Origin of the sequence: Corynebacterium sp. SCR221107 (assembly GCF_027886475.1) — a bacterium.
Classification (GTDB): Bacteria; Actinomycetota; Actinomycetes; order Mycobacteriales; family Mycobacteriaceae; genus Corynebacterium.
This window is the reverse complement of the sequence record NZ_CP115670.1, coordinates 1779152-1801292: the sequence shown is the minus strand read 5'-3', so window position 1 is coordinate 1801292 and position 22141 is coordinate 1779152. Positions and strand designations below refer to the sequence as shown.

The window sequence follows — 22141 nt, the reverse complement described above, 5'->3', positions numbered from 1 at the left end:
CCCCCAAGACTCAATGACAGGGGTGAATGCAAAAACCCGCAGGAAAACCTGCGGGTGAATTGGTGGTTCTAGCTGGCTTCCATGGATTCGCCCTGCAGTCGTTAACGCATGCTCCAAAGCCTCCATCGGCAGCGCATCGGTACGCATCGTCGAGCGTGTAGCAACACCAACAATTTTTCGGCTGAATACATCCACGACAAACGCGGTATAGGTGAATCCTGACAGGGTGCGAACGTAGGTAATGTCGGCAACCCAAAGCCTGCCTGGTGCCTGCGCACGAAAGTCTCGCTGTACAAGGTCTCGGCGATGATCCGGTGTCTTCTGGCTTACCGTTGTCACTGGGGTTCGCCCACGTCTGCGGCCAGAAACGCCTGCGAGTTTCATCAGACGTGCGGTCTTGTCGCGACCAATATGAAAGCCTTCACGGTTCATCGCGTGCCACATTTTGCGGATACCGTAGACCGAGAAATTCTGTGCATGCACACGCTGTATCTCTGGGATGAGCAGGCTATCGCTTAAGGCCCTTGCGCTGGGAACACGAGTGGTCGCCTTGCGGTAGCCACGAGAGGTGATGAATCCACGATCTGCCTGTTTTAGAACTCTGCAGATGGCCTCGAATCCAAATTGATCTTTGTACGCGTCGATGTAGGAGATCATTTGGTCGTGGGTCGGTCGAGTTCCGCTGCGAAAAAGCCGAAGCTGTCTTAAGAATCCCGTTTGCTCGTTTCAGTTCGCGGTTTTCTCGACGCAGACGCCTGAGTTCTTCTTCCATTGTTTCGCCGCCTGAAGCGTCAGAATTATCGCGTACTGAAGCGCTGTCACGGTACCAAACCCGCAACGTGTGGTGAGATACTCCAAGCAGCTCACCGACCTCCGTATAGGCGCGTTGCAGTGAGCAAGACTCCAGGCGGACCATTTCGATGATCTGATGGACCGCCTTCTCCTTGAACTCGACGGAATACTTTCTAGGCATAGTTCAATCCTTCCTTAGCTGAGGTAGGAACTAAACCCAGGACGCTTCATGATTCATTAATTTGTGTCCATATTCCTATGGAGCTGTTATAGTAATTGCAGGATTTGGCAAGGGTTCTTATTTTCAAACACCTGGTTGTCGAATCTGTCTTAGATTGATGACAGTTATCAACACTGGCATCTGGTTGTTTAGTCAATTTACGTCGAGAGAGGGCGGGAGTGTTGAGTAGGATTAATCAATTCCGACGAAGAGAGGAGGTGGCTCCGTGGGTTGCATTGGCGACGATCCTTGGCATTATTGCCCTGGTCCTCAGCATGCTGACGTTCACTCCTTCACAGGCGACAGCGCAGGAGGAGGACGCACCTGGCGCTTCGGAGACCGCAGATACCTCCGTCGAGAAAATTGATGTAGAGCAGCCTGAAGCTCCGGCTGCGGACACAGGAAACACTGGTGACGGTACTTCAGCAGCTCCAGAACCCTTAGAAGTCAACAAGGGTTACAACTCCGATATTGTAGTTGAGATCGAAGAGATTCAAGCTTCTGGGGATGCTAAAAAAGTTGAGGTCGGCGAGAAGGTGACCATTAGTGGTACTTGGAATGCATCGACAAGCGATGCATCTGAGGGCGCCTCTTTTTGGGTAACCTTGCCACAGGCATTGCAGCTGGACGAAAGTTCTCTGGAGCCTGACTTTGAAGCACTTGATGGCGATGTCAATGGTTTCTCCTACGACACCACGGATCAGCCGACCGGCGAGTGGGAAGTAGAAGCTGAACTGGCTGAAGAAATTAACACCAAGACTGTTAATTTCCGTACCTCCGAGGACGGAGACGCAGACGTTGCTGTAGACGTGCCAGAAGCTTTGACTCCTGCAAAGTCGGCACCGAAGGCTATGCGTATGAACCTTCAGGCTGCTGCGGATAGCCCAATTGAGGTTTTCGTAGACCGAATTACCAATAGCCCGATCACTGATCCAGAAACGCAGTTGCAGGTCGGCCAGAAAGCTCGCGTCGAGGGTTCGTGGAAAGCTACCTCGACTCTTGCGGGTGGGGAAACCTTTAGCGTTGGTTTCCCACAAGAGCTTTCGATCCCAGCGGGTTTTTCCTTTGACGTTGTAGCCGATGGCTCTGGTGATGTCGAAGAGGGCGAAGTTATCGGTAATTGCGTAGTCAATAATGACAACACCTTTACGTGTACTCTCGATGATTCTGTTGCCGGTAAGGAAAACGTTGGCGGTACCTGGTGGATTGAAGCAACTGCTACTACATACACCGATGCTGAGTCCTTAGAATTTTCGATCCCCGGAGATACCGTAAAGGTCCAACTTCCTGGTGATGGCGGCGGCATCGATGACGGCTCTGGACCGCTGGAGACCGGGAAGTCCGGCTCGGTTCTTGAAGACCGCACCTCGATTAAGTGGTCTGTTGATATCGCAGGTCCACTGCTGGTCGCCCTCGATGAGGACGAAACCGGAACCGTAGTTTTGAATGATGAACTTTCGGAGTACCTGGAATTCTGCCGTCCTGGCCAGAACAAGCTTCTTGGCGGTCGTCCAGGAAGCCAGAGCGAAATCGGTAAGCTGACCATAAGTGGCAACGCGCTGACCGTGACGCTTAACCCGGGTGAGGAATTCCGTTCGGATTACCTATACACCTTGGAGTACGTCACCTGTACCGTTAATGATCTCTTGATCACCAAAGACGGCCTTGAAGGCGGCGATTTCTCTAACTCCATCATTATTGACGGCCAGCACTACAACGGCATCATCGGTGGGTACACCGACTGGAAGCCTATTGAACTGCGCAAGCAGGGAAGCCTCCTTGGCGGAACTGAGCGTTTCCAGAAGGCAACCTGGAATATCTTCCAGCACGGTGCGAAGCTGCAAAACATTGATAAAATCACCTTGAAGGATGTTTTTGGCGCTAACCAGGAAGTCTGCGAAGGCGGCCTGAACATCACTGTGTGGGAGCAGAGTCAGCGTCCAGTATGGAACGAAGATGAAAATCGCTTTGAGCAGGGCTGGTCTCAGATCACGAGCAACTTTACCGGTGTTAAGGACGTTGCTGCTGTAGGTGCGGAAGGATTCGATACCACGATTACGTGGAACGGCTTCGAATTCAATCCGGAAAAGAACTACCGTTTCACCTACTCCAACTGCCTGACCACTGGTGGCATCCCAGATCCAGATACAGAGTTTAGTAACTCGGCAAAATTTAATGGTGCAGACCTGTCCGCTACTACCAAGTCCCCAGGAGTGACCGAAAACAAGTCTGGTCACTTGAACAAGGAAGCTAAGGAAGTAGGCGGAGAGACCCAGCCAGCTGGTACCACCATTGATTGGACCATCCGCGTTGATGGACAGAAGTTTGAGGATGCAAAAACCCTCGAAGTCACCGACGAGTTCTCCGATACCCAGGCGGTCTGCGAAGCAGACGGCAAGGACCTGAAAGAGCGTCTGAACTTCAAGCTGGAAGCACGTGACTTCGTCAGCGGCGGTGGCATCGCTACGCAAGACCTCACTGGTGCAACTGCCGTTGAACTTGATGGCAACCAGCTGACCTTTACCTTGGATGCAGACGCGTTCGGCGAAGCACACTTCAGCCGCGACTTCTCCTACTACATCAGCTACACGCTGTGTACTTCCAGTGGAGGGCTGGATGCGCAGGGCACTGAGTACTCTAACTCTGCACGCGCAACTAGTGAGACCCTGAGCCATAGCGTTAAGCAAGACTGGAACGGCGGCGCTGATGGAAACGGCGTATCCCGCGGTTCCTTCAGCTTGCTCAAGGCTCAAGCAGGTGGCTCCGCAGACTTCGGTGAAGACGCTGAATTCACCGTTCTCGTTGAGGAATTCGCACCTGTCCGTGATGAAGACGGCAAGCTGGTTCCAGCTGATCTGACCGATGCATCGGTAACTCCGGTTCAGCGCTACGAAATCAAGGTGAAGGCAGACGGCACTCCAGTCTCCGGACACTACGCTCGTGGTAACAACTGGCAGATCCGTCTGACCGAGGTTGGATTCCCAGAGGACTCTGGCTTCATTTTCGAACCAGGCCGTTTCGTTGACTCCAAGAAGGACGGCGTGACCGTTAGTGAAGATGGCTCTGAAGCTATCATCGCTATTAAGCCACGTGAAAACATTGAGGTGGAACTGCGCAACCGGGCTAACCTGGGCAGCGCAACCATCTCTAAGGAAGTAGTAGGCAAGGCAGCTGATGCAGTTGGTAACCAATCCTTCGAGGTTCTAGCTCGCATCACCAACCCAGACGGCACCAAGACTCAGCAGACTCTTGTGCTTGGAAATAGCGAAAAAGCTACCATCCCTAACCTCAAGGTCGGAACCATCGTTAAGTTCAGCGAGGCTCGTCCTGCTGACAACGACCAGGTAACCTGGGGCGACCCAGAGTTTGTACCAGGTGATGAAATCACTATCACCCAGGAAAGCCCGAATGTTACGGTTCAGCTGATGAACAAGGCTAACGACACCTACGGCACCTTCAAGATTGAGAAGAAGCTAGAGGGGCCTGAGCAGTACAACAGCAATGTTCCTGACACCTTCCTTGTCCGCGCAACGTGGACTGATGAAAACGGTGCGTCCCAGAGCAAGGAACTTCAGGTTCCAAAGAACGGCTCCGTCGACTTCGGCGAAGACCTGAAGAACGGCACCGTTGTAACCTTGGAAGAAATCCTTCCGGAAAACGGTAACGGTCTGGCATGGGGCGTTCCAGCTTGGTCTGGTGACGTCACTGTCGGCGAAAACAACCTTGGCGAAGTAACCATCGGCAAGGACGTGAAGAACGTTAAGCTGAAGAACTACGTCGATAAGAACGATGGCACCATGCGTGTTATCAAGTCTGTCGAAGGCGAAGCTGCTGAAGCTGTGCCAGAAGACGTTGAGTTCACCGTCAAGGCAACCTGGAAGTCTGGTACTGAGTACAAGTCAGAGACCCTGACTATTAATCAGAACGAGGCAACCGCGCTCTCGGAGAAGCTGCCAGTAGGCACTGAAATCACCTTTACCGAACTCGAACTGCCAGAAGTTGAAGGCGTCGAGTGGGGCAACATCACCTGGGGCACTGACCCAACTGGTGAGTCCTGGTTGAAGGCGAACCCGGATGGAAGCTACACCGGAATCATTTCCGATAACCCAGAAGAGGGTCGCCTCGTTACAGTAAGCAACGAAGCCCTGTGGGCACCAGGTGCTATCTCTTACGAGAAGTACATCATCACTGATGAATCTGGTGCCGGTATCCCAGCTGCAGAAGCTAACCTGCCAGAAGGCGCTGAGTTTGAGGTCTCCATCAAGAACATCGAACTGCCAGCCGGCAAGGAACTTTCAGCAGATGCAGGCATCGCTGTTGGTGACATCATCACCTTAAACGCTGCTAACGGTTTCAAGTGGGAATCTGACAAGGTTCTGCCTAAGGGCACCACGGTCACCTTCAGCGAATTGACCCCGAAGCCACTGCCAGGTATCGACTGGAGCACCCAGATTGACTACATCGTCAATGGTGAATCCGCCGACGCACCAGCAGCTGACATCGAAGCTAATGAAGTCACCGAGGTTGAAATCCACAACCGCGTTATCCCAACCACGACCGTTGACGTTGACAAGATTGTCACCGGTACAAAGGGCAACGCTGTAACCAAGGATGAGAACGCACTGTTTCAGGTCACTGCTTCGTGGACCGATGTAGACGGCAATGACCGCCACTGCATCCTGAATGTAGTTCCTGGCCAGCAGGCAGAAGTACACCCAGAACCAGCAAACTGCGATGCATCTATTATCGACGGTAAGCCTTCGTTCCCACTGAACACGGAGATCACCTTCGAAGAAACCGGTGCAACCACCGACGTTTCCAACGTCAAGTGGGCAGAGGTTCTCTGGACGGTTGTGGGCGGCTCCGCCAACATCTCTGAGCTGGAAGGCTCTGAGACCGGCGTAGTTGTTGAATTGACCGGTGAAGCAAACGACCCAGTTAAGCTGTCCTTGGAAAACAAGACCAGCGCTAACGGTCTGATCATCATCCCAATTCCTATCTTCCCAGGTGACCACACCCCAACACCTCCAACCCCAGATACGCCAACTCCAGGTGAGCCTTCCAAGCCAGGTGAGCCAGGTGACACTCCGAAGTCTCCAGGTTCTGGCCCAAGCCAGCCATCTGACGGACCTTCCGGTTCAAAGGGCGGCGGCTTGGCTAACACCGGTGCATCCGTACTCGGCGTTGCAGGCGCAGGTCTGCTGCTGCTAGTCGGTGGTGCATGGTTGGCACTTCGCGGTCGCGGAAACAAAGAAGCCTAAACCAGGCCCCAACAATTAAGAAACAACTATTAAGTAGGAAAGGAGGGAAACTATGTTAAGTATGATTCCAATCGGAATTAACATCGAAGACATCCAGTACGTCGGCTCTTCGGTCGTCGACTGGGGGGTAGACCTCGCTATCTGGCTTTACGAAGCACTGGGTCCAGTCGGAAGCGCAACTTTCGGCAGTAGCGATCCAGCTGGTGGAATTGACATCCCAAAGCCAATCTAAACCTGCAAGCTACTTTGGTAGCTTCTAGGTAAAGACAACTCAAGGGTCTGACTCTGATTTAACATCGGAGTCAGACCCTTGTTTTGGGTCAAGTCCGCGGGAGTGGTGTATCTGCTCTTTCGATAAAACAAGTAGCGTAACGCCCTCACGGACTATCACGAGCTAAATACTGACTCTGGCTCATGCCACATCTTTCCGGATGATCTCAGAATTAATATCGTCCGAATCGATGATGTTCGCAGTCATCATCACCCTGGTCTGCTCCAAGCTCGTCAACGACATGTACCGCTTCTGCTGGATCCAATCATCATGCTGCTCCGCCAGGACAGCCCCGACCAGACGGATCACCGCATCCCGGTTCGGGAAGATCCCAACAACATCAGTGCGCCGGCGGATCTCACGATTGAGCCTCTCGGTCGGGTTATTCGACCAGACCTTGGTCCACACCGCCTTCGGGCACTGCGTGAACGCCAGCAGCTTATCCAGGGCTTCTTCCAGGTAATCAGCCACATCCGGGAACTTCTGTTGACAGAACTCCACCACATCCTTGGCCTGAGCCCACACAGATTCCGCATCCGGCTGCTGGAAAATCGTGTGGAACATCGCCGACGATGTTGGCCATTGCGTTTTCGACACCATCCCGTACAGGTTGTTGGAAAAGTGCGTGCGACACCGTTGCCAGGAGGCATTCGGCAACACCTCACCAATCGCGTGCTGGATGCCTAAGTGAGCATCACTGGTCACCAAATAGACCTCGTTGAGCCCTCGGGCCTTCAAATCCCGGAAGAAACCCGTCCACGACGCCACAGACTCACTCGTGGCGACCTGCATGCCGAGTAATTCCCGGTAGCCTTCGGCGTTGACACCGGTGGCCAACAGGACAGAAGTCTTGACCACTCGCCCGCCTTCGCGGACCTTCATCGTGAGTGCATCACAGGAAACGTAGAGGTAGGGGCCGGTATCAAGGGGTCTGGTGCGGAAGTCTTCGACCATGACATCAAGATCCTTGGCCATCTCTGATACCTGGGACTTTGAGAGATTGTTGATCCCTAAGGTGGCAACCAGGTCGTTCATCCTGCGGGTCGACACGCCTTTGAGGTAGCAGGTGGCGATCACGGTGGTCAAGGCTCCTTCGGCCCGGGTGCGACGTTCCAACAGCCAGTCGGGGAAAAACGACCCGGTTCTGAGTTTGGGCACGGCAACGTCGATGGTGCCCACGCGTGTGTCGAAGTCGCGGTGGCGGTATCCGTTGCGGGTGTTAACCCGGTCCTGAGACACGGTGGCGTAGTCGGCGCCGCACACCTGGTCAGCCTGGGTGGACAGGATCTGGTTGATGAAGCCTTGAAGCATCTCGCGCATCAGATCCGGGGATGCTTGGGCGAGCAATTCGTCAAGGTAGGTTGTCGGGTCGATAGAATAGGGTCCAGCGGCCATCGTGGGTTGTCCTTTCGAGGATATGTAGGAGTTGAGTCGAAAGGTACTGCGGTGGTCGCCTCATGTGTTCATGGGGGTCGTCACCGGCAGTTACAGATACACCACGCTAACAGACGTCACCGACGATCCACTAGAAATCGCCAGGCAGCAACGCTTCGGCCAAGACGCACTCGCCAAAGTCACAGTCTTGACCCAACCAAACGAGAACCAAGCAAACCAGGAAACAGGCCGACCAGCTCTCTACGACAACGCTATCCCAACCGACTACCAACACAACATCGGCATACAAAAGGGCACCATCAGATAAACGCAAAAGTGTCCGGCCGACGACACGCCGACCGGACACACATTTTGCTACTTAAGCCGCAAGTTTAGGCAATCTGGGCTTTGACATGCGAAAACCCCGCTCACCGGGGGTGGTGGCGGGGCCTGGTTGTGGTTCTAGCTGGGATCGAACCAGCGACCTTTCCGGTGTGAACGGAACGCTCTTCCACTGAGCCATAGAACCAAAGGAAAGAATCAGTCATCCTCTCAGCACGAATGAATCTAGCACGAATCTGTGTAAAACTAGCAATCCGCAGCTTGGAGCGCATTTTGAAGGGATTAAGGAACAGGGTTCAGCGAATGCTGGGATGGAAGATCGACGCAGCTGCAAGAAGCGGGGGGAGTAGGAAGTGCCTTTTCGTGATGGAATCCATTACTTTTCAACAAGCTGAGCGAAGGCCGTTCCGGGTGGGGCGGTGGAGGCGAAATGGAGCCCTCTGGTGCAATTTTTCGTGCACGAAGCCGTCGAAGGGGCGCAGAGGTGAGTCGACTACGCCACGTCCCGAAAAGAAACGAGGGTGATCAGATCCAACGGGATTGGCTGCAAACCAAACCTCAGTCTGCATGCCATTTTGATGTAGGACTAACTCTAAGGGCTGCCCATTTCTTTGGAAATAGCGGAAACGAAAGGAGCTGGGCTCCGAAACCTTCACTGGCTGCGTATGTCAGGGTTGGAATATTGCAAACCCTTGAGTTGGGTGCTGCGGCAGGGCATCAGCAAACCTGGCAATGACAGCAATGTGATTATCTCTGTTTAATACATGTGTGAACTGGGGATTTGTGCAACATGGTGGCAACCGGCTAATGTTTTGTCTCGCACCAGTTAGTGTGCGTGCGGATGTAGCGCAGTTGGTAGCGCATCACCTTGCCAAGGTGAGGGTCGCGAGTTCGAGTCTCGTCATCCGCTCAACGCGAAAGCGTTTTGCGCGTTTAGCTCAGCGGGAGAGCGCTTCCCTGACACGGAAGAGGTCACTGGTTCAATCCCAGTATCGCGCACAGAGTCTTCTAATCCGGACTCTTCGAAAAATGGATTATGCGGATGTAGCGCAGTTGGTAGCGCATCACCTTGCCAAGGTGAGGGTCGCGAGTTCGAGTCTCGTCATCCGCTCAGGTATGTTTTCATACTGGAGGCGGTAACGCCGCGGTGGAATGGCCGAGTGGTGAGGCAACGGTCTGCAAAACCGTGCACACGGGTTCGATTCCCGTTTCCACCTCGCAGCAAGCGCGTTTAGCTCAGCGGGAGAGCGCTTCCCTGACACGGAAGAGGTCACTGGTTCAATCCCAGTATCGCGCACAGAGTCTTCTAATCCGGACTCTTCGAAAAATGGATTATGCGGATGTAGCGCAGTTGGTAGCGCATCACCTTGCCAAGGTGAGGGTCGCGAGTTCGAGTCTCGTCATCCGCTCAAGGTAAAAAGGCGCCGGGAAACCGGCGCCTTTTTGTGTCGACAGGGCTTGTTGTGGGGTGGGGCTTCCAAGGATGGGAGCCGGGTATGTAGGGAAACGTCCCACGTTGACGTCACCAAAGTACGGTGGCAAAAACGGGAGCCGGGTACGTGCGAGGAAACGTCGGGAAGCAATGATGGGGCATGAGGTCCTTGGGTAGAAGGATCGGGTTTCTCGCGGGCTGAGACGGTGGTTGTCATTGAAGTGAGAGCTGGCTTCGACAACCCCGCCATAAGAAGTGGGGGAAGCTGGTGACCTCGCACTGGGTGCCCGGTACGGCGCGGTGAATAAGAAGCCAAATGGGACGAGAATCTCGACAAATTTCGTGCATGAATCCTTGTGCCGATTGTGGGTAGCATTGCCTAAAAAGTGTCACCGGTACCGGGTATTTCCCTGCCTTCGGGGGTATTGGAACTTGTTCATTTATTGGCTGGGTTTTTGCTCAAGCAAAGCGGTACGAATGTCGGCGCTCGGTGGTGTGGTGGCTGGATGTGATGAAAGCTTTCGGGTGGTTGTTGCGTTAAATTTCCATTTAGCTGTTTTGGCAACATTCGACACCAATGACTTCAGATTGTGGCTTCGGGACGAGTGAGCAGGCACGGTGGCGGGGGTAGTGCAAACGAAATGGAGGGAACTTTCTCCGTTGCCGCTGCGACTAATCCTTGACCCTTTCACAGGGGTTATATTCAACTGTCGGTCCCCGCGTGATGGGGAAGAAATGCAAACCGGGAGAGCGGCAACCGCTGCCCATGTTGTTTGGCGAAGCAACTTTTGGTGCGATGTCATGGTCAACGAAAGTTGGTTATAACATCTCGCTGTAAAGTATGGTTTCAAAGAACACGAGGAGAACGATGGATCACCAGATGCGCCCACACAACCTGCGCCCAGCACGCGTCCTAGCCGCAGCCACTGTGGCAGCGGGCACGCTCGGTCTTGGATGTGTGGGGCTTGGCGCCGAGCCGCAGGCATTCGCTCACGACGCTGTTGTTGGCGGCTCGCCCACCGACGGTGAGGTGCTGGCTGTTTTTCCAGAGACGATCACCCTCGACTTTTCCTCTTATCCCAAGGAGGGTTTCAACACCATGGCGGTGACTAACCAAGATGGTGAGGTGCTGTTCTCTGGGGAACCAACCCTCAGCGGTACGCAGCTGTCGTTGGCGGTGCCCAGTGGTGTTCATGCTGGGGATGGCCAATACAACGTTGGTTTCCAAATCACTTCGTCCGACGGTCACGCCACGCGCGGCAAGATTTCGTTTACCGTCGAAGGAAGTGGTGGTGCCACGTCAGGCACTGCCTCGGAAGGATCGTCCTCGGTGTCTGCGGAACAATCGAGCACGGAATCTGCCGCATCTGTTGTGCAAGCGGATGCAGAGGAGTCGAGCTCAAAGATCGGCTTGTGGGGTGGAGTGATTGCAGCGGTGGTAGTCATCGGTGCCATCGTGGTGGCTGTCAGCCGTAAGAAGCAGGGCTGATTCCAGTGAATTCACATGTTTCTGCCCAGGCCTTCAGCTGGCGTTACGCTTACATGCTGCGTGGCTTTGGGAATGCCCACCAGGTCGAGACTTTGCCCCGTTGTATGCGCACCTTTTCTCGGAATGGCTGATTCGCACAGCAGTATGAGCTAAAACCGAAGCGGATGCTGAAAAGCTACGCCACTTCCATGGAAGTCGCATTTCATTTTCTTCCCAACGTATTCAATCGTATTTCATATCAAGGAGTTTGTTTTGTTCACGTCCCGTCGCACTAAGTACGCTCTAGGCACCATCGCTGTCGCTTCCTTGCTTCTGGCTGGTTGTTCCAACTCTCAGAATGACTCAGACGCCAAGGTGGAAACCGCAACTTCCGCCGCAGTGACCACGAAGGCTCCTGCAACCACTACTGCATCTGCTTCGAATGCTGAGGAAGGTGTGACCTTCACGGACGGCTACGTCAAGGCAATGCCGGAAGGCAAGACCATGACGGGTATTTTCGGTGTGTTCACTAATAATACGGATGAAAACGTCAACGTCGCTTCTTTCACGGCTTCTGTTGATGCCGGTGCATATGAGCTGCATGAGGTCGTTGACGGTGTCATGCAGATGAAAGAAGGCGGCTTTGACATCCCGCCAGGGCAGTCGATGGTTTTGCAGCCGGGTCACGAGCACATGATGCTTCTCGATGTTCCCACCCCGATTTTGGCCGGCGACACCGTGGACATCACTGTGACCCTGTCGAATGGTGAAACGATTGAGGTAGCTGACCTTCCAGTGAGAGACCTCGCAGCCGGTGAGGAAAACTATGGCGGTGGTATGGACATGTCTACCACCGAGTCCGGCATGGCTGAAATGTCGGAGATGGCTCACTAAGAGCCCACTTGGTGGGGTATCCAGCAGAATATGCCGCTGCGATGCCAGCCCGGCAGGTGTTTGGTTCAAACCTGCCGGGTAAAAGCGATAGTCTGGGCTCTAGGGACGGCAGGCGAGGGTGTCTTGCGATGGTGTGAGGTAGACATAGCCGAAGAACGTTATTCTTTCGGTTGTTCATACACTGTGGCCGAGCCTCATCCTTATGTAGAGCCTAGACATACAAGGTGCTTCGAGAAGTATTAAAAAGTTTAAGATTGCCTCGCTTCCTTTTTCCTATGATCTAACACATTGATGCCGTAGGTAACAAAGACTTACAGTGGCTGCCTGTGGTCATGGTGGTCATGGTGGTCACTGTATTCATAGTTGTTTAGCGTCGTGCTTTCCGACGCCAAGGTTGTCCTCTTGATGCGGGTGTGGTCCGAACTTCTCGGTTAGACGTCAATGGCAGCAACATTGACACAACGGTGCTGTCACATGGTGATAAAAGGCCCGAATAAAGGGCAAGGATGGAGATGATTTTCGTGACGGGTGATCAGTTTCAACCACCGGCAGATCCAGGCGAATTGAAGCCGAGTTCGGTGAATGGCCTTGGCAACAAATGGAAGCTTTCTCGGCGCAACTTTGTGCTCGGCGGGGCAGCCTTCCTCGGCGCTGGCGCGCTTGGCGCGTGTGCCTCAGAAGATGATGCTGCAACCGAAGCAAGCGGCGCAGCAACAGATACTGCTGTGGCGGCAGGGTTGAAGACGGTCGAATTTGATGGGGAGCACCAGGCTGGTATTGCTACCCCGGCTCCGGGTTTTCTTACATTGATCGGGTTCGATCTGCGGGCGGGTGCTGATCTCGCGGCGGTCGAGCGTCTCATGAGGTTGTGGACGGAAGATGCACGCAGTCTCACCCAGGGGAAGAATCCACCAGGTTCCCTAGAGCCAGAGCTGAGCGTACTTCCAGCTAACCTCACCGTCACACTCGGAGTAGGGCCGCGCTTTTTCGACATCGTCGGAAAGCAAGATCAAAGACCAAGCTGGCTGGAACCACTCCCGGTTTTTAGCAAGGACAAGCTAGAGGAACAATGGGGGCAAAGCGATATAGTCCTGCAGATATGCAGCGACGACCCCTTGCAAAATGCGTTCGTTGCTCGGCATATGACACGGTCGGCCGCGACGTATGTGTCTACGAAATGGTTCCAGCAAGGTTTCCTTAATGCGCCTGGCGTGCGTGAGGAAGGGGCAACTCCGCGTAACCTCTTCGGCCAAATCGATGGCACCGTCAACCCTCGAAACGATGAGCAGTTTTCTGCCCAGGTGTGGATTGATGACAAGGATGACTCTCCAGAATGGTTGCGGGGAGGCTCTTGTCTCGTCGTACGCCGTATAAACATGAACCTCGATACCTGGGAAATGCTCGATCGAACCTCACGCGAAAACGTCATGGGCCGCAAGCTAGACAATGGTGCCCCCTTGACTGGCAGTGATGAGTTTGATGATCCGGACTACGACGCGCTTGATAGTTACGGTATTCCCGTCATTGATGTCAATTCCCACATGGCTCTGGCCACGGCTCACGATGAGAATAAGGAAGATCGAATTCTACGGCGTTCCTATAACTACAACCTGCCCCCGGAGCCGGGAAGCGAGCAGCTTAGCAACGCGGGATTGGTATTTTGTTGCTATCAAAAAGATCCGCGCAAGCAGTTCATCCCTATCCAACAGCGGCTGGATGCCTCCGACCGCCTCAACGAATGGATCACGCACATCGGTTCTGCGATCTACGCCATCATGCCAGGCACTCATTCATCCGAAGGATATTGGGGTGGCTCACTACTGAAGGCTGAGTAAGAGCCTGTAGACTGGTCAGCGTTTACGTCTTTCGTACAATACGCCGGCCTCGAACAAAGCCGTCGCGGGGCTTGCCCAAGGCTTGAGTGCGCGGATATGCGTGCTCAGGTTTCGAATGTCGGTCGCATCACTTAAGGCCAAACAGCCCTCATTTACGTTGAGCTGCCTTGCGTCCAGGTATGACGCGGGCACAAAGTGCATAAAGGAGCACGAATTCATGGCACATGTTGCTCAGGCGCAGGCCAACCCGCACGCCTTCTTCTCGGTTCCTGCCGGAACTGCGGTCGGCGAGGCGATGCGGGATTTGGAACTTCCCAACAAGGGCCCGGAGGCCATTGTTTGTGTTAAGGACACGAACGGTGAGCTCAAGGATCTGTCCTTCGTCCCGGACACCGAGGCTTCGTTCCAGCCTGTCCCGGCCAACACCGAGGAAGGCCGCAGCGTCATTCGTCACTCCTGTACACATGTGCTTGCGCAAGCTGTGCAGGCGGAATTCCCAGGCACAAAGCTCGGTATCGGTCCAGCCATTGAGAACGGCTTCTATTACGACTTCGACGCGGCACAGCCTTTTACGCCTGAGGATCTTCAGACGCTGGAGAAGCGAATGAAGAAGATCATCAAGTCGGGACAGAAGTTCGAGCGACGCGTCTACGCCAGCCAGGAAGAGGCTGCCGAGGCGCTGGCGAATGAGCCATACAAGTTGGAGCTCATCCAGGACAAGGGTTCGGTCGATCCAGACTCCGATGAGGCGACCGAAGTTGGCGCTGGCGAGCTGACCGGCTACTACAACGTCAACCCGCGCACCGGTGAAGTCGAGTGGTATGACTTGTGTCGCGGACCGCATGTACCGACCACCAAGTACATCCCAGCCTTTGCACTCATGCGTTCATCCGCTGCGTATTGGCGAGGGGATCAGTCCAAAGCAGGGCTGCAGCGCATCTACGGCACTGCATGGGAGTCCAAGGAAGCGCTCGAGGAATACCAGCACATGCTGGAGGAGGCCGAGAAGCGTGACCACCGTCGTCTCGGCAACGAACTCGACCTTTTCAGCTTCCCCGACGAGATTGGATCCGGCTTCCCCGTGTTCCACCCCAACGGCGGAATCGTGCGCATGGAGATGGAGCAGCACTCCCGTCGCCGCCACTTGGAGGCTGGCTATTCCTTCGTGAACACCCCACATATCACAAAAGGTGATTTGTTCAAGAAATCCGGTCACCTGGACTGGTACAAGGATGGAATGTTCCCGGCCATGCAGCTCGACGGCGAGTACGACGAGGATGGCCACTGCATCAAGCAGCCTCAGGATTACTATGCCAAGCCGATGAACTGCCCGATGCACAACCTCATCTTCGCCTCCCGCGGTCGCTCCTACCGCGAACTGCCACTTCGCTTGTTTGAGTTTGGCACCGTGTATCGCTACGAGAAATCCGGCGTGGTGCATGGCCTGACCCGAGCTCGCGGCTTCACACAGGACGATTCCCACATCTATTGCACGGAGGATCAGCTTGAAGCTGAGTTGACCTCGGTTCTGGAATTCATCATCTCCTTGCTGAAAGATTATGGTCTTGATGATTTCTACCTTGAGCTTTCCACCAAGGATCCGAACAAATACGTCGGATCAGATGAGATCTGGGAGAAGGCGACTGGCATCTTGGAGTCTGTGGCCGAGAAGTCCGGTCTGGAACTGGTTCCAGACCCGGCAGGTGCTGCATTCTATGGTCCGAAGATTTCCGTCCAGGCCCGCGATGCGATTGGTCGTACGTGGCAGATGTCTACTGTCCAGTTGGACTTCAACCTGCCTGAGCTCTTCGAGTTGGAGTACACCGCTTCTGATGGAACAAAGAAGCGTCCTATCATGATTCACCGCGCATTGTTCGGATCCATCGAGCGTTTCTTTGGCGTGCTTCTAGAACACTATGCCGGCGCCTTCCCCGCGTGGTTGGCACCGCACCAGGTCATCGGCATCCCGGTTGCGGAGACCTTCTCCGAGCACCTAGAGCAGGTGGCCGCGAAGCTACGGACTCGTGGCATTCGTGCCGATGTGGATACCTCCGATGATCGTATGCAGAAGAAGATCCGCAACCACACCACCGCAAAGGTGCCCTTCATGCTGCTTGCCGGTGCACGCGATGTGGAGGCCAACGCGGTGAGTTTCCGTTTCCTTGACGGAACGCAGATCAATGGAGTTGACGTTGATAAGGCGGTCGAAATAATCGCTGATTGGATTAGCAACCGAGTCAATGATCAGCCGACAGAAGCCAACGTTTCCGCTAAGCTGGACTAGGACTTTAAAGGCTGCTTGAAGCTATGAGGGCGGGAAGAAGCAAGGACCCACGTTTCTTCCCGCCCTTTTTCATGTGGCACATTGATTCCTCATGCACGAGCAAGAGTTCCACGGCGTGGCGTGCGAGTTCGCAGTTGTCGAGTTGCTGCTGGCCCGAGATTGGAAGCATTGCTGCGTGGAAAGGATCCAGATGCGAAGAAGTAAGCGATGACCAGAAGAAGTGAGTATTCGGGTATTCCGATTCTTCGCCGCACGAGGCGAATTGAACCTGGGGTTGACCGTAAAATTTCTTATTCTTCAGCAAGGGGTAAAGCAGTTGAGTGATCAATACATCGATACCGGAGTAGGAATTCCGGATCGCCTTGAACGCTTGTGGGCGCCATATCGAATGAGCTACATCACCAACAGGGTTGGGAGTCAGGACGGTGACGCCTCGAAGCCAAAAAAGAAGGAAAATCCCTTTACCGCGATCCCGAAGTTAAGCGATGAGGAGGGTCTCGTCGTCGCACGTGGTGAATTGGTATACGTGCTGCTGAATCTCTTCCCCTATAACTCCGGGCACATGATGGTTGTTCCCTACCGTCAAGTCGCCAACCTTGAGGACCTGACCCTTGAGGAGTCAAGTGAATTGATGCTCTATGCGCAAACGGCCATCAAGGTTTTAAAGTCTGCCTCCAACCCTGACGCGGTTAACGCTGGATTTAACCTAGGTAAGTCCTCCGGCGGGTCGGTCAGTGACCATTTACACATGCACATCGTGCCACGGTGGAATGGTGACTCCAACTTCATGACAATCGTCGACGGCACCAAGGTCTTGCCGCAGCTGCTGCGCGACACGCGCCGTCTGCTCGCGGAAACGTGGATGAACATGCCGGACGCCCCAGGAGAATGCCATGCTTAGTGTTCACGGAAGAAAGCCCGCAGCTGTGGTTGTTGAGCCCGTTGCACGTGGATTGATAAAGGTGGGGTTTAGCCCGAATGCGGTTACCCTGATCGGAACCGTTGCCACCATCGCGGTGGCTGTTGTCTTGATTCCCACCGGTCATCTGTTTGCTGCCGCGGTGTTGTCGGGTGTTTTCGCGGCTTTCGACATGGTCGATGGAACGATGGCGCGCATGCGCGGGGGCGGAACAAAATTCGGTGCCACCCTTGATGCCACCTGCGACCGAATCACAGACGGCGCACTCTTTGCCGCGATTACCTGGTGGTTGGTCTACTCCATGAACGCAAGCCAGGCGCTCGTCGCTGCCTCCTTGAGTGTGATCGTGTCCTCGCAGATCATTTCTTATGTCAAGGCTCGCGGTGAGGCCAGCGGATTCAAGATGGTCGGTGGCCTTATCGAGCGCCCGGAGCGGCTCATCTTAGGTCTTGGCGGCATCGGACTTGCTGGCGTCGGAGTCCCCTATGCGCTCGAGGTATGCCTCTGGGTCCTCGCGGTGGGCAGCGTGTTTACCGTGGGGCAGCGACTCTACATGGCCTCCCAGGCCCCTGAGGGGCAACAAAAGATTGCGGCGCCGGCCGGGGCGAAGGACTTTAGTGAATAAATGAACGCCGCAAAAAAACTTCAAGAGACGGCATCCCGCCTTTTCACATCGGTTACCCGGGGCCTTCGTGCATCGGTGCTGGCACATCCCGAGCGCTGGGGCGAAGAACTTGCGGCTAACGGATACATCGCCGGGTGGAAACTGATAGCGCATTTGCCATTGGGCATCACCGCGCCCCTATTTAGAGTGGGAGCAGATATTGCCTCCAAAAAGGGCAAGGGTATGCCCCAGCTGCGTAAGAATTTGGCTCGCGTGGTAGGTGAGAACAACGTCACCGACGCATTGATCCGAGACTCCATGCGTTCCTATACCCGCTATTGGCTGGAGGCTTTCCGCTTGCCCAGCCTGGCGGGCGATCCAACGACCGTGCAACGGTTTGGTGATGCCATTATCGGAAAGGATCAACTCGAAGCCTCCATCAATTCTGGTAAAGGCGTGGTGCTTGTACTTCCTCATACCGGGAACTGGGATATGGCGGGGATGTTCCTGACCTCGCGATACTCGAAATTTACTACGGTTGCTGAACGCCTGAAGCCGGAGCGTTTATTTGATGCATTCGTGGAATACCGGCAGTCTCTGGGCTTTAAGGTGCTTGCACATGAAGGTGCCACGGGTCCTTATGAGGAACTTCGCATGGACGTCTCAGCAGGCGGCATCGTATGCTTGCTAGGGGAGCGGGATCTGAAGAAATCCGGCGTGGAGGTGGAGTTTTTTGGCGAAACCACCCGCATGCCCGCTGGTGCGGCACGCCTAGCCCTCGATACAGGAGCTCCGCTGCACGTGGTCCACACGTGGTTTGAAGGCGATGGCTGGGGCACTTCTATTTCGAAGCCTTTAGAGTCGACAACCTTAAGTGGTCTCATCCAGGAGATGGCGGGTCATTTCGAAGAAAACATTCGCCAGCACCCGGTGGACTGGCACATGCTGCAGCCACTGTGGCTGGCGGATCTCGATCAAAAACGCTATGAAAAAGGCATTTCCTAACAAAATTATCGGTTTGAATCAGGCACTCCCAGCTCAGCGCGAGTTGGTCAAGCTCCGAATCTTGCCGGAGGTGGTACTTGTAAAAAAACGGCATGCGGGATGGCTTCGGTATAATCCTTAGCCAATGTGTCGGCTATGCCGGTAATCAGACGGCAAGGGCGTTTGCGCACACATGGCTGCGGTCAGCTGCGAGCGTGTCGAAAGGGAAACTGTAGAAAGTGGAGGATGTGAAGGGTGAAAATTGGAATCGTGTGCCCGTATTCCTTCGACCAACCAGGTGGAGTACAATCTCACATCCTTGATCTGGCAACGAAACTTATAGCTTTGGGACACGAGGTCAAAGTTCTCGGCCCGGCGGCAGACTCCACGGACCTTCCTGAATTTGTGGTACACGGCGGGGGAAGCATCCCAATTCCCTACAACGGTTCGGTTGCCAATTTGTCCTTTAGCCCGCACACCTTTGCTGTGGCCCGCGAATTTATCCGCGAAGGGCAGTTCGACGTTTTGCACATTCACGAGCCGAATTCGCCTAGCTTCTCATTCGCCAGCCTTCGGCTGGCTCATGGACCGATTGTTGCCACGTACCACGCCTCCAGCTCTGGTTCGCTACTGCTTAAGCTGGCGCTTCCCATCCTGCGCGGTTCTTTGGAGAAGATCCGCGGGGGCATCGCGGTCAGTGAGATGGCACGTCGCTGGCAGGTCGAGCAACTTGGTGGCGATCCAGTGCTTATCCCCAACGGTGTGGAGGTCGCAGCGCTATCGAAGTTTCAGCAGATTAGGTCGGATCCGGACACGGTTCGCATCGCTTTTTTGGGACGGTTGGATGAACCGCGCAAGGGGCTGGATATCTTGCTACGGGCAAAGGAACAGCTAGATCGTCCTGCCGAGTTTGTGGTGATGGGTGGCGGAAAGCCTCGCGAGGTGGCAGGCGTTACCTTCGCGGGCCGCGTCAGCGATGAAGAAAAGGCGGAGATCCTTGGCTCTTCGGACATTTATGTCGCCCCGAACACCGGTGGGGAAAGTTTCGGCATCGTTCTCGTTGAAGCGATGGCCGCTGGATGTGCCGTGGTTGCTTCCGATTTGGAGGCCTTTTCCGCTGTGTGTGCGGCCGACTCGCCGCATCCGGCCGGGCTGTTGTTCCGCAACGGCGACGTCTCGGATTTAGCATCGAAGCTGCGCACGCTGATTGATAACCCCGGAGCCCGCGTCGAGCTTGCTCAGAGAGGAGTGCAGCGCGCGCAGATCTATGATTGGGACGTGGTGGTTTCCGATATCATGCGGGTGTATGAGACGGTAGCCGATGGGACGAAGGTGGAATGCTAGACGTGTCTACCTTGTGGTTTGTCCTGCTTGCCGTCATCCTCACGGTAATTGTTTATTGGGCATTCTCCACGGCTCAAAGGCTTAATCGGTTGCATATTCGTACCGATTCCGCGCTTCAAGCTCTTCAGGCCGCACTGGACAAGCGTGCCGCCTTGGTGGCGGCTCTGGAGCCGTCGTCGCAGCCAATCGCTGAGGCTGCGGAGTCGATAAAGCTAGCTTATGACACCTTTGAAGCCCGAGCGAATGCTGAGCGAGAAGTGTCTCGGGTCATCGCTGACATGGGAGAAAACACTCCGGCTCGAATTGTCGATGCGCAGGCGCGCCTGCAGCTGGCGCACCGCTTTTATAACGACGCCGTATCTGACACCCGAGCATTGCGCACCCGAACCGGAGTGCGCGTATGCCGCCTCGGCGGCACGGCCAAACTTCCGGAGTATTTCGAATTTAACGATTTCTAGGGCGGTTCGTTTTTGCTAGCGAGATTCATGCACTAGTTTCGCAGTGTTGGCAAACATGGTGGTTGCTCGACCGTGGAATTTTTGCCGGCACCGGTGCCAATTTCTGACACTTGATTGCCTGGGACCGCGTTGGTATTCATTGCTTTCCGACGTCCACAGGTTAGTTTCCACGTGCGGTTTCTTGTTTCCAGATGCCAACCAGCCAGGCTAGGGAAAGCCCCGTGATGATGAGCAGCAAGGTGTTGCGGATTATCAGCAGGTAGATTCCGGTCGGGTCGCTAATCGGCTGGGCGATGATGGGATCGTAATGGAAAGGATAAAGCTGCGAGGTCACCAACGACATCGCGGCTGTCAGAGCCATAATTGCTTGAACTATACGTTCGCGGCCGTAATATGCCACAGCAACGATGCATAACGGTGCCAACCACAGGACATACTGCGGGGAAAACACCTTGTTGGTTACGAGCATCAGGCACACGATCAGGATGCTTGCAGCCAAGGAGGACTTTGGTGACCACCGGCGGTGAGAGACCAAGTAAACAATGCCCCACGCCGCGCACAGGGCCACCGCCGCCAACAGCGCGATGGAGGAAACCTGCGCTGCGGTAGCAACGCCGGGTCCGGTTACTTCGAAACTTTTCGACGCGGCATAGGAGACGTGGTAGTCTTCCGGCTTTGTGAAAGCCAGCCACATGAACGGGGTGGCAGCAACCGACTCGATTTGAAGTCCACGCTCGCCTTGGTAGGTCAGGGGAGAGATGAGCCTGTCAAAACCAGAAAAAAGGGCGACTAGCACACACAATCCGATGAGCGTACCTATAAAAACCCACACGGCCTGCATGCGCTTGCGGTTGACCAATACAACCGCCAATACCCCCGGCCAAAGCTTCATGGCAGTTGCCCACGCAAGAAGCTGTGCTGCAACAGTGGTGCGGGTAAACAGAGCGAAACCGGCGATGCCGACGAGGACGCCGGTGAAAATATCTAAGCGTAAGAATTGCGTGTGTGGGGCCAATACTGCAAACAAAGACCAGACATAAGCGGCGGGAATTCTAAGGGGGGTCTTCGAAGCCATGATCACGCCCAGGAATGCGGCGTCCACAAGGAAGGTCAGGAATACGAACGCGATTACGAATTCCCACATGCCGTGCCCGATGAGCCAGTGGAGAGCCTTAACTGGCCACACTCCGACAGCTGGGTATTCCTGCATCGCCTGCGGGTCGATACCGGATGCTGCCTTGAAATAGTATTGAACATCACCCTCGGGGATGGTGTTGAGCTGCATGATTTTCAGCGCCACGCAGTGTGTGAGTGCCCAGAATGCCCAGATCCACCAGTCCTTGTGCGTGATCGTCCTACTCGAAACTGATGCCGATGGTTGTGAAGTCAATGCGTGGATCGCCACATCCGGTTCGTCGAAATCCGAAGGAGCGGCGGCGGCATTGCTGGAAGAGCCTTGGGGCGGGGGAGTATTCAATGCAGGGATCTTTTTCGTCGAAATTCTTTTTTTACCCACTGAGGGGGCGGGTTTAAAAAGACGCTATCACGACAGGCCAAGGGTGTGCGGCAATGAGTCCGAAGGTGATCCGTGACCCCTATTAATTCGCTATCTGCTGCTCTCGGCATTCCCCGGCGGCTGGTGCTTGGCATAGTCACACC

The 22141-nt window shown here is 54.7% G+C and carries 13 protein-coding genes, 7 tRNA genes and 2 pseudogenes; 18 read left to right on the top strand and 4 right to left on the bottom strand.

Going from position 1 to position 22141, the window contains the following annotated elements:
• Positions 1 to 69: 69 nt before the first annotated feature.
• A pseudogene (locus PAB09_RS07800) lies at positions 70 to 973 on the bottom strand (IS3 family transposase); the annotation flags it as partial.
• Between the two features lie 257 nt (positions 974 to 1230).
• Between PAB09_RS07800 and PAB09_RS07795 the strand changes: the two are divergent.
• The gene (locus PAB09_RS07795; protein ID WP_271033131.1) at positions 1231 to 6273 is read left to right on the top strand and encodes a DUF5979 domain-containing protein; all 5043 of its coding nucleotides are present in this window, start codon (positions 1231 to 1233) and stop codon (positions 6271 to 6273) included.
• Between the two features lie 412 nt (positions 6274 to 6685).
• Here PAB09_RS07795 and PAB09_RS07790 read toward each other — a convergent pair whose 3' ends face one another.
• Positions 6686 to 7939 carry an IS256 family transposase gene (locus PAB09_RS07790; protein WP_271033130.1) on the bottom strand — a complete coding sequence of 418 codons (1254 nt, stop codon included), beginning with the start codon at positions 7937 to 7939 and terminating at the stop codon, positions 6686 to 6688.
• A 109-nt stretch (positions 7940 to 8048) separates the two neighbouring features.
• On the opposite strand from PAB09_RS07790, the pseudogene PAB09_RS07785 reads away from it, so the two are divergent.
• A pseudogene (locus PAB09_RS07785) lies at positions 8049 to 8246 on the top strand (IS256 family transposase); the annotation flags it as partial.
• 129 nt (positions 8247 to 8375) lie between these two features.
• Here PAB09_RS07785 and PAB09_RS07780 read toward each other — a convergent pair.
• Positions 8376 to 8447 (bottom strand) — tRNA-Val (locus PAB09_RS07780).
• A 650-nt stretch (positions 8448 to 9097) separates the two neighbouring features.
• On the opposite strand from PAB09_RS07780, the gene PAB09_RS07775 reads away from it, so the two are divergent.
• The 15 genes from PAB09_RS07775 to PAB09_RS07705 all read left to right on the top strand — a co-directional run bounded on the left by PAB09_RS07775 (position 9098) and on the right by PAB09_RS07705 (position 20482).
• Positions 9098 to 9170, top strand: a tRNA-Gly gene (locus PAB09_RS07775).
• A gap of 17 nt (positions 9171 to 9187) precedes the next feature.
• Positions 9188 to 9259: transfer RNA gene (locus tag PAB09_RS07770), tRNA-Val, on the top strand.
• Between the two features lie 39 nt (positions 9260 to 9298).
• Positions 9299 to 9371 (top strand) — tRNA-Gly (locus tag PAB09_RS07765).
• A gap of 35 nt (positions 9372 to 9406) precedes the next feature.
• Positions 9407 to 9477, top strand: a tRNA-Cys gene (locus PAB09_RS07760).
• A gap of 8 nt (positions 9478 to 9485) precedes the next feature.
• Positions 9486 to 9557, top strand: a tRNA-Val gene (locus tag PAB09_RS07755).
• Between the two features lie 39 nt (positions 9558 to 9596).
• A tRNA-Gly gene (locus tag PAB09_RS07750) sits at positions 9597 to 9669 on the top strand.
• A gap of 864 nt (positions 9670 to 10533) precedes the next feature.
• The gene (locus PAB09_RS07745) at positions 10534 to 11181 is read left to right on the top strand and encodes a copper resistance CopC family protein (protein WP_271033129.1); all 648 of its coding nucleotides are present in this window, start codon (positions 10534 to 10536) and stop codon (positions 11179 to 11181) included.
• A 252-nt stretch (positions 11182 to 11433) separates the two neighbouring features.
• A complete protein-coding gene (locus tag PAB09_RS07740) occupies positions 11434 to 12054 on the top strand; it encodes a copper chaperone PCu(A)C (RefSeq protein WP_271033128.1) in 621 nt (206 codons plus the stop codon).
• A gap of 512 nt (positions 12055 to 12566) precedes the next feature.
• Entirely contained in the window at positions 12567 to 13889 is a 1323-nt protein-coding gene (locus PAB09_RS07735) for a Dyp-type peroxidase (RefSeq protein WP_271033127.1), read from the top strand.
• Positions 13890 to 14106: 217 nt separating this feature from the next.
• Positions 14107 to 16173, top strand: a complete 2067-nt coding sequence (thrS, locus tag PAB09_RS07730; RefSeq protein WP_271033126.1) for a threonine--tRNA ligase — start codon at positions 14107 to 14109, stop codon at positions 16171 to 16173.
• Between the two features lie 316 nt (positions 16174 to 16489).
• Entirely contained in the window at positions 16490 to 17074 is a 585-nt protein-coding gene (locus PAB09_RS07725) for an HIT family protein (protein ID WP_271033125.1), read from the top strand.
• Complete coding sequence (pgsA, locus tag PAB09_RS07720; RefSeq protein ID WP_271033124.1) at positions 17067 to 17717, top strand: phosphatidylinositol phosphate synthase; 651 nt, start codon at positions 17067 to 17069, stop codon at positions 17715 to 17717. Before PAB09_RS07725 ends, pgsA begins: the two co-directional genes overlap by 8 nt.
• The gene (locus PAB09_RS07715; protein WP_271033123.1) at positions 17718 to 18701 is read left to right on the top strand and encodes a phosphatidylinositol mannoside acyltransferase; all 984 of its coding nucleotides are present in this window, start codon (positions 17718 to 17720) and stop codon (positions 18699 to 18701) included.
• Positions 18702 to 18935: 234 nt separating this feature from the next.
• On the top strand, positions 18936 to 20024 hold the full coding sequence (locus PAB09_RS07710) for a glycosyltransferase family 4 protein (RefSeq protein ID WP_271033122.1): 1089 nt from the start codon (positions 18936 to 18938) through the stop codon (positions 20022 to 20024).
• On the top strand, positions 20018 to 20482 hold the full coding sequence (locus PAB09_RS07705; RefSeq protein ID WP_442873656.1) for a hypothetical protein: 465 nt from the start codon (positions 20018 to 20020) through the stop codon (positions 20480 to 20482). The genes PAB09_RS07710 and PAB09_RS07705 overlap by 7 nt, the downstream gene beginning before the upstream one ends.
• A 160-nt stretch (positions 20483 to 20642) precedes the next feature.
• On the opposite strand, the gene PAB09_RS07700 is transcribed toward PAB09_RS07705, so the two are convergent.
• Positions 20643 to 21782, bottom strand: a complete 1140-nt coding sequence (locus tag PAB09_RS07700; RefSeq protein ID WP_271033120.1) for a hypothetical protein — start codon at positions 21780 to 21782, stop codon at positions 20643 to 20645.
• Here PAB09_RS07700 and PAB09_RS07695 point away from each other — a divergent pair.
• A complete protein-coding gene (locus PAB09_RS07695) occupies positions 21766 to 22074 on the top strand; it encodes a hypothetical protein (protein WP_271033119.1) in 309 nt (102 codons plus the stop codon). The two genes, PAB09_RS07700 and PAB09_RS07695, sit on opposite strands and share 17 nt — an antisense overlap.
• Positions 22075 to 22141 lie beyond the last annotated feature (67 nt).

What these genes read in the sequence shown, in the direction of transcription:
- PAB09_RS07790 (WP_271033130.1), bottom strand. Translation starts at nt 7,939, where the DNA reads ATGGCCGCTGGACCCTATTCTATCGACCCGACAACCTACCTTGACGAA.
- PAB09_RS07745 (WP_271033129.1), top strand. Translation starts at nt 10,534, where the DNA reads ATGGTTTCAAAGAACACGAGGAGAACGATGGATCACCAGATGCGCCCA.
- PAB09_RS07735 (WP_271033127.1), top strand. Translation starts at nt 12,567, where the DNA reads ATGATTTTCGTGACGGGTGATCAGTTTCAACCACCGGCAGATCCAGGC.
- thrS (WP_271033126.1), top strand. Translation starts at nt 14,107, where the DNA reads ATGGCACATGTTGCTCAGGCGCAGGCCAACCCGCACGCCTTCTTCTCG.
- pgsA (WP_271033124.1), top strand. Translation starts at nt 17,067, where the DNA reads ATGCTTAGTGTTCACGGAAGAAAGCCCGCAGCTGTGGTTGTTGAGCCC.
- PAB09_RS07715 (WP_271033123.1), top strand. Translation starts at nt 17,718, where the DNA reads ATGAACGCCGCAAAAAAACTTCAAGAGACGGCATCCCGCCTTTTCACA.
- PAB09_RS07705 (WP_442873656.1), top strand. Translation starts at nt 20,018, where the DNA reads ATGCTAGACGTGTCTACCTTGTGGTTTGTCCTGCTTGCCGTCATCCTC.
- PAB09_RS07695 (WP_271033119.1), top strand. Translation starts at nt 21,766, where the DNA reads ATGATTTTCAGCGCCACGCAGTGTGTGAGTGCCCAGAATGCCCAGATC.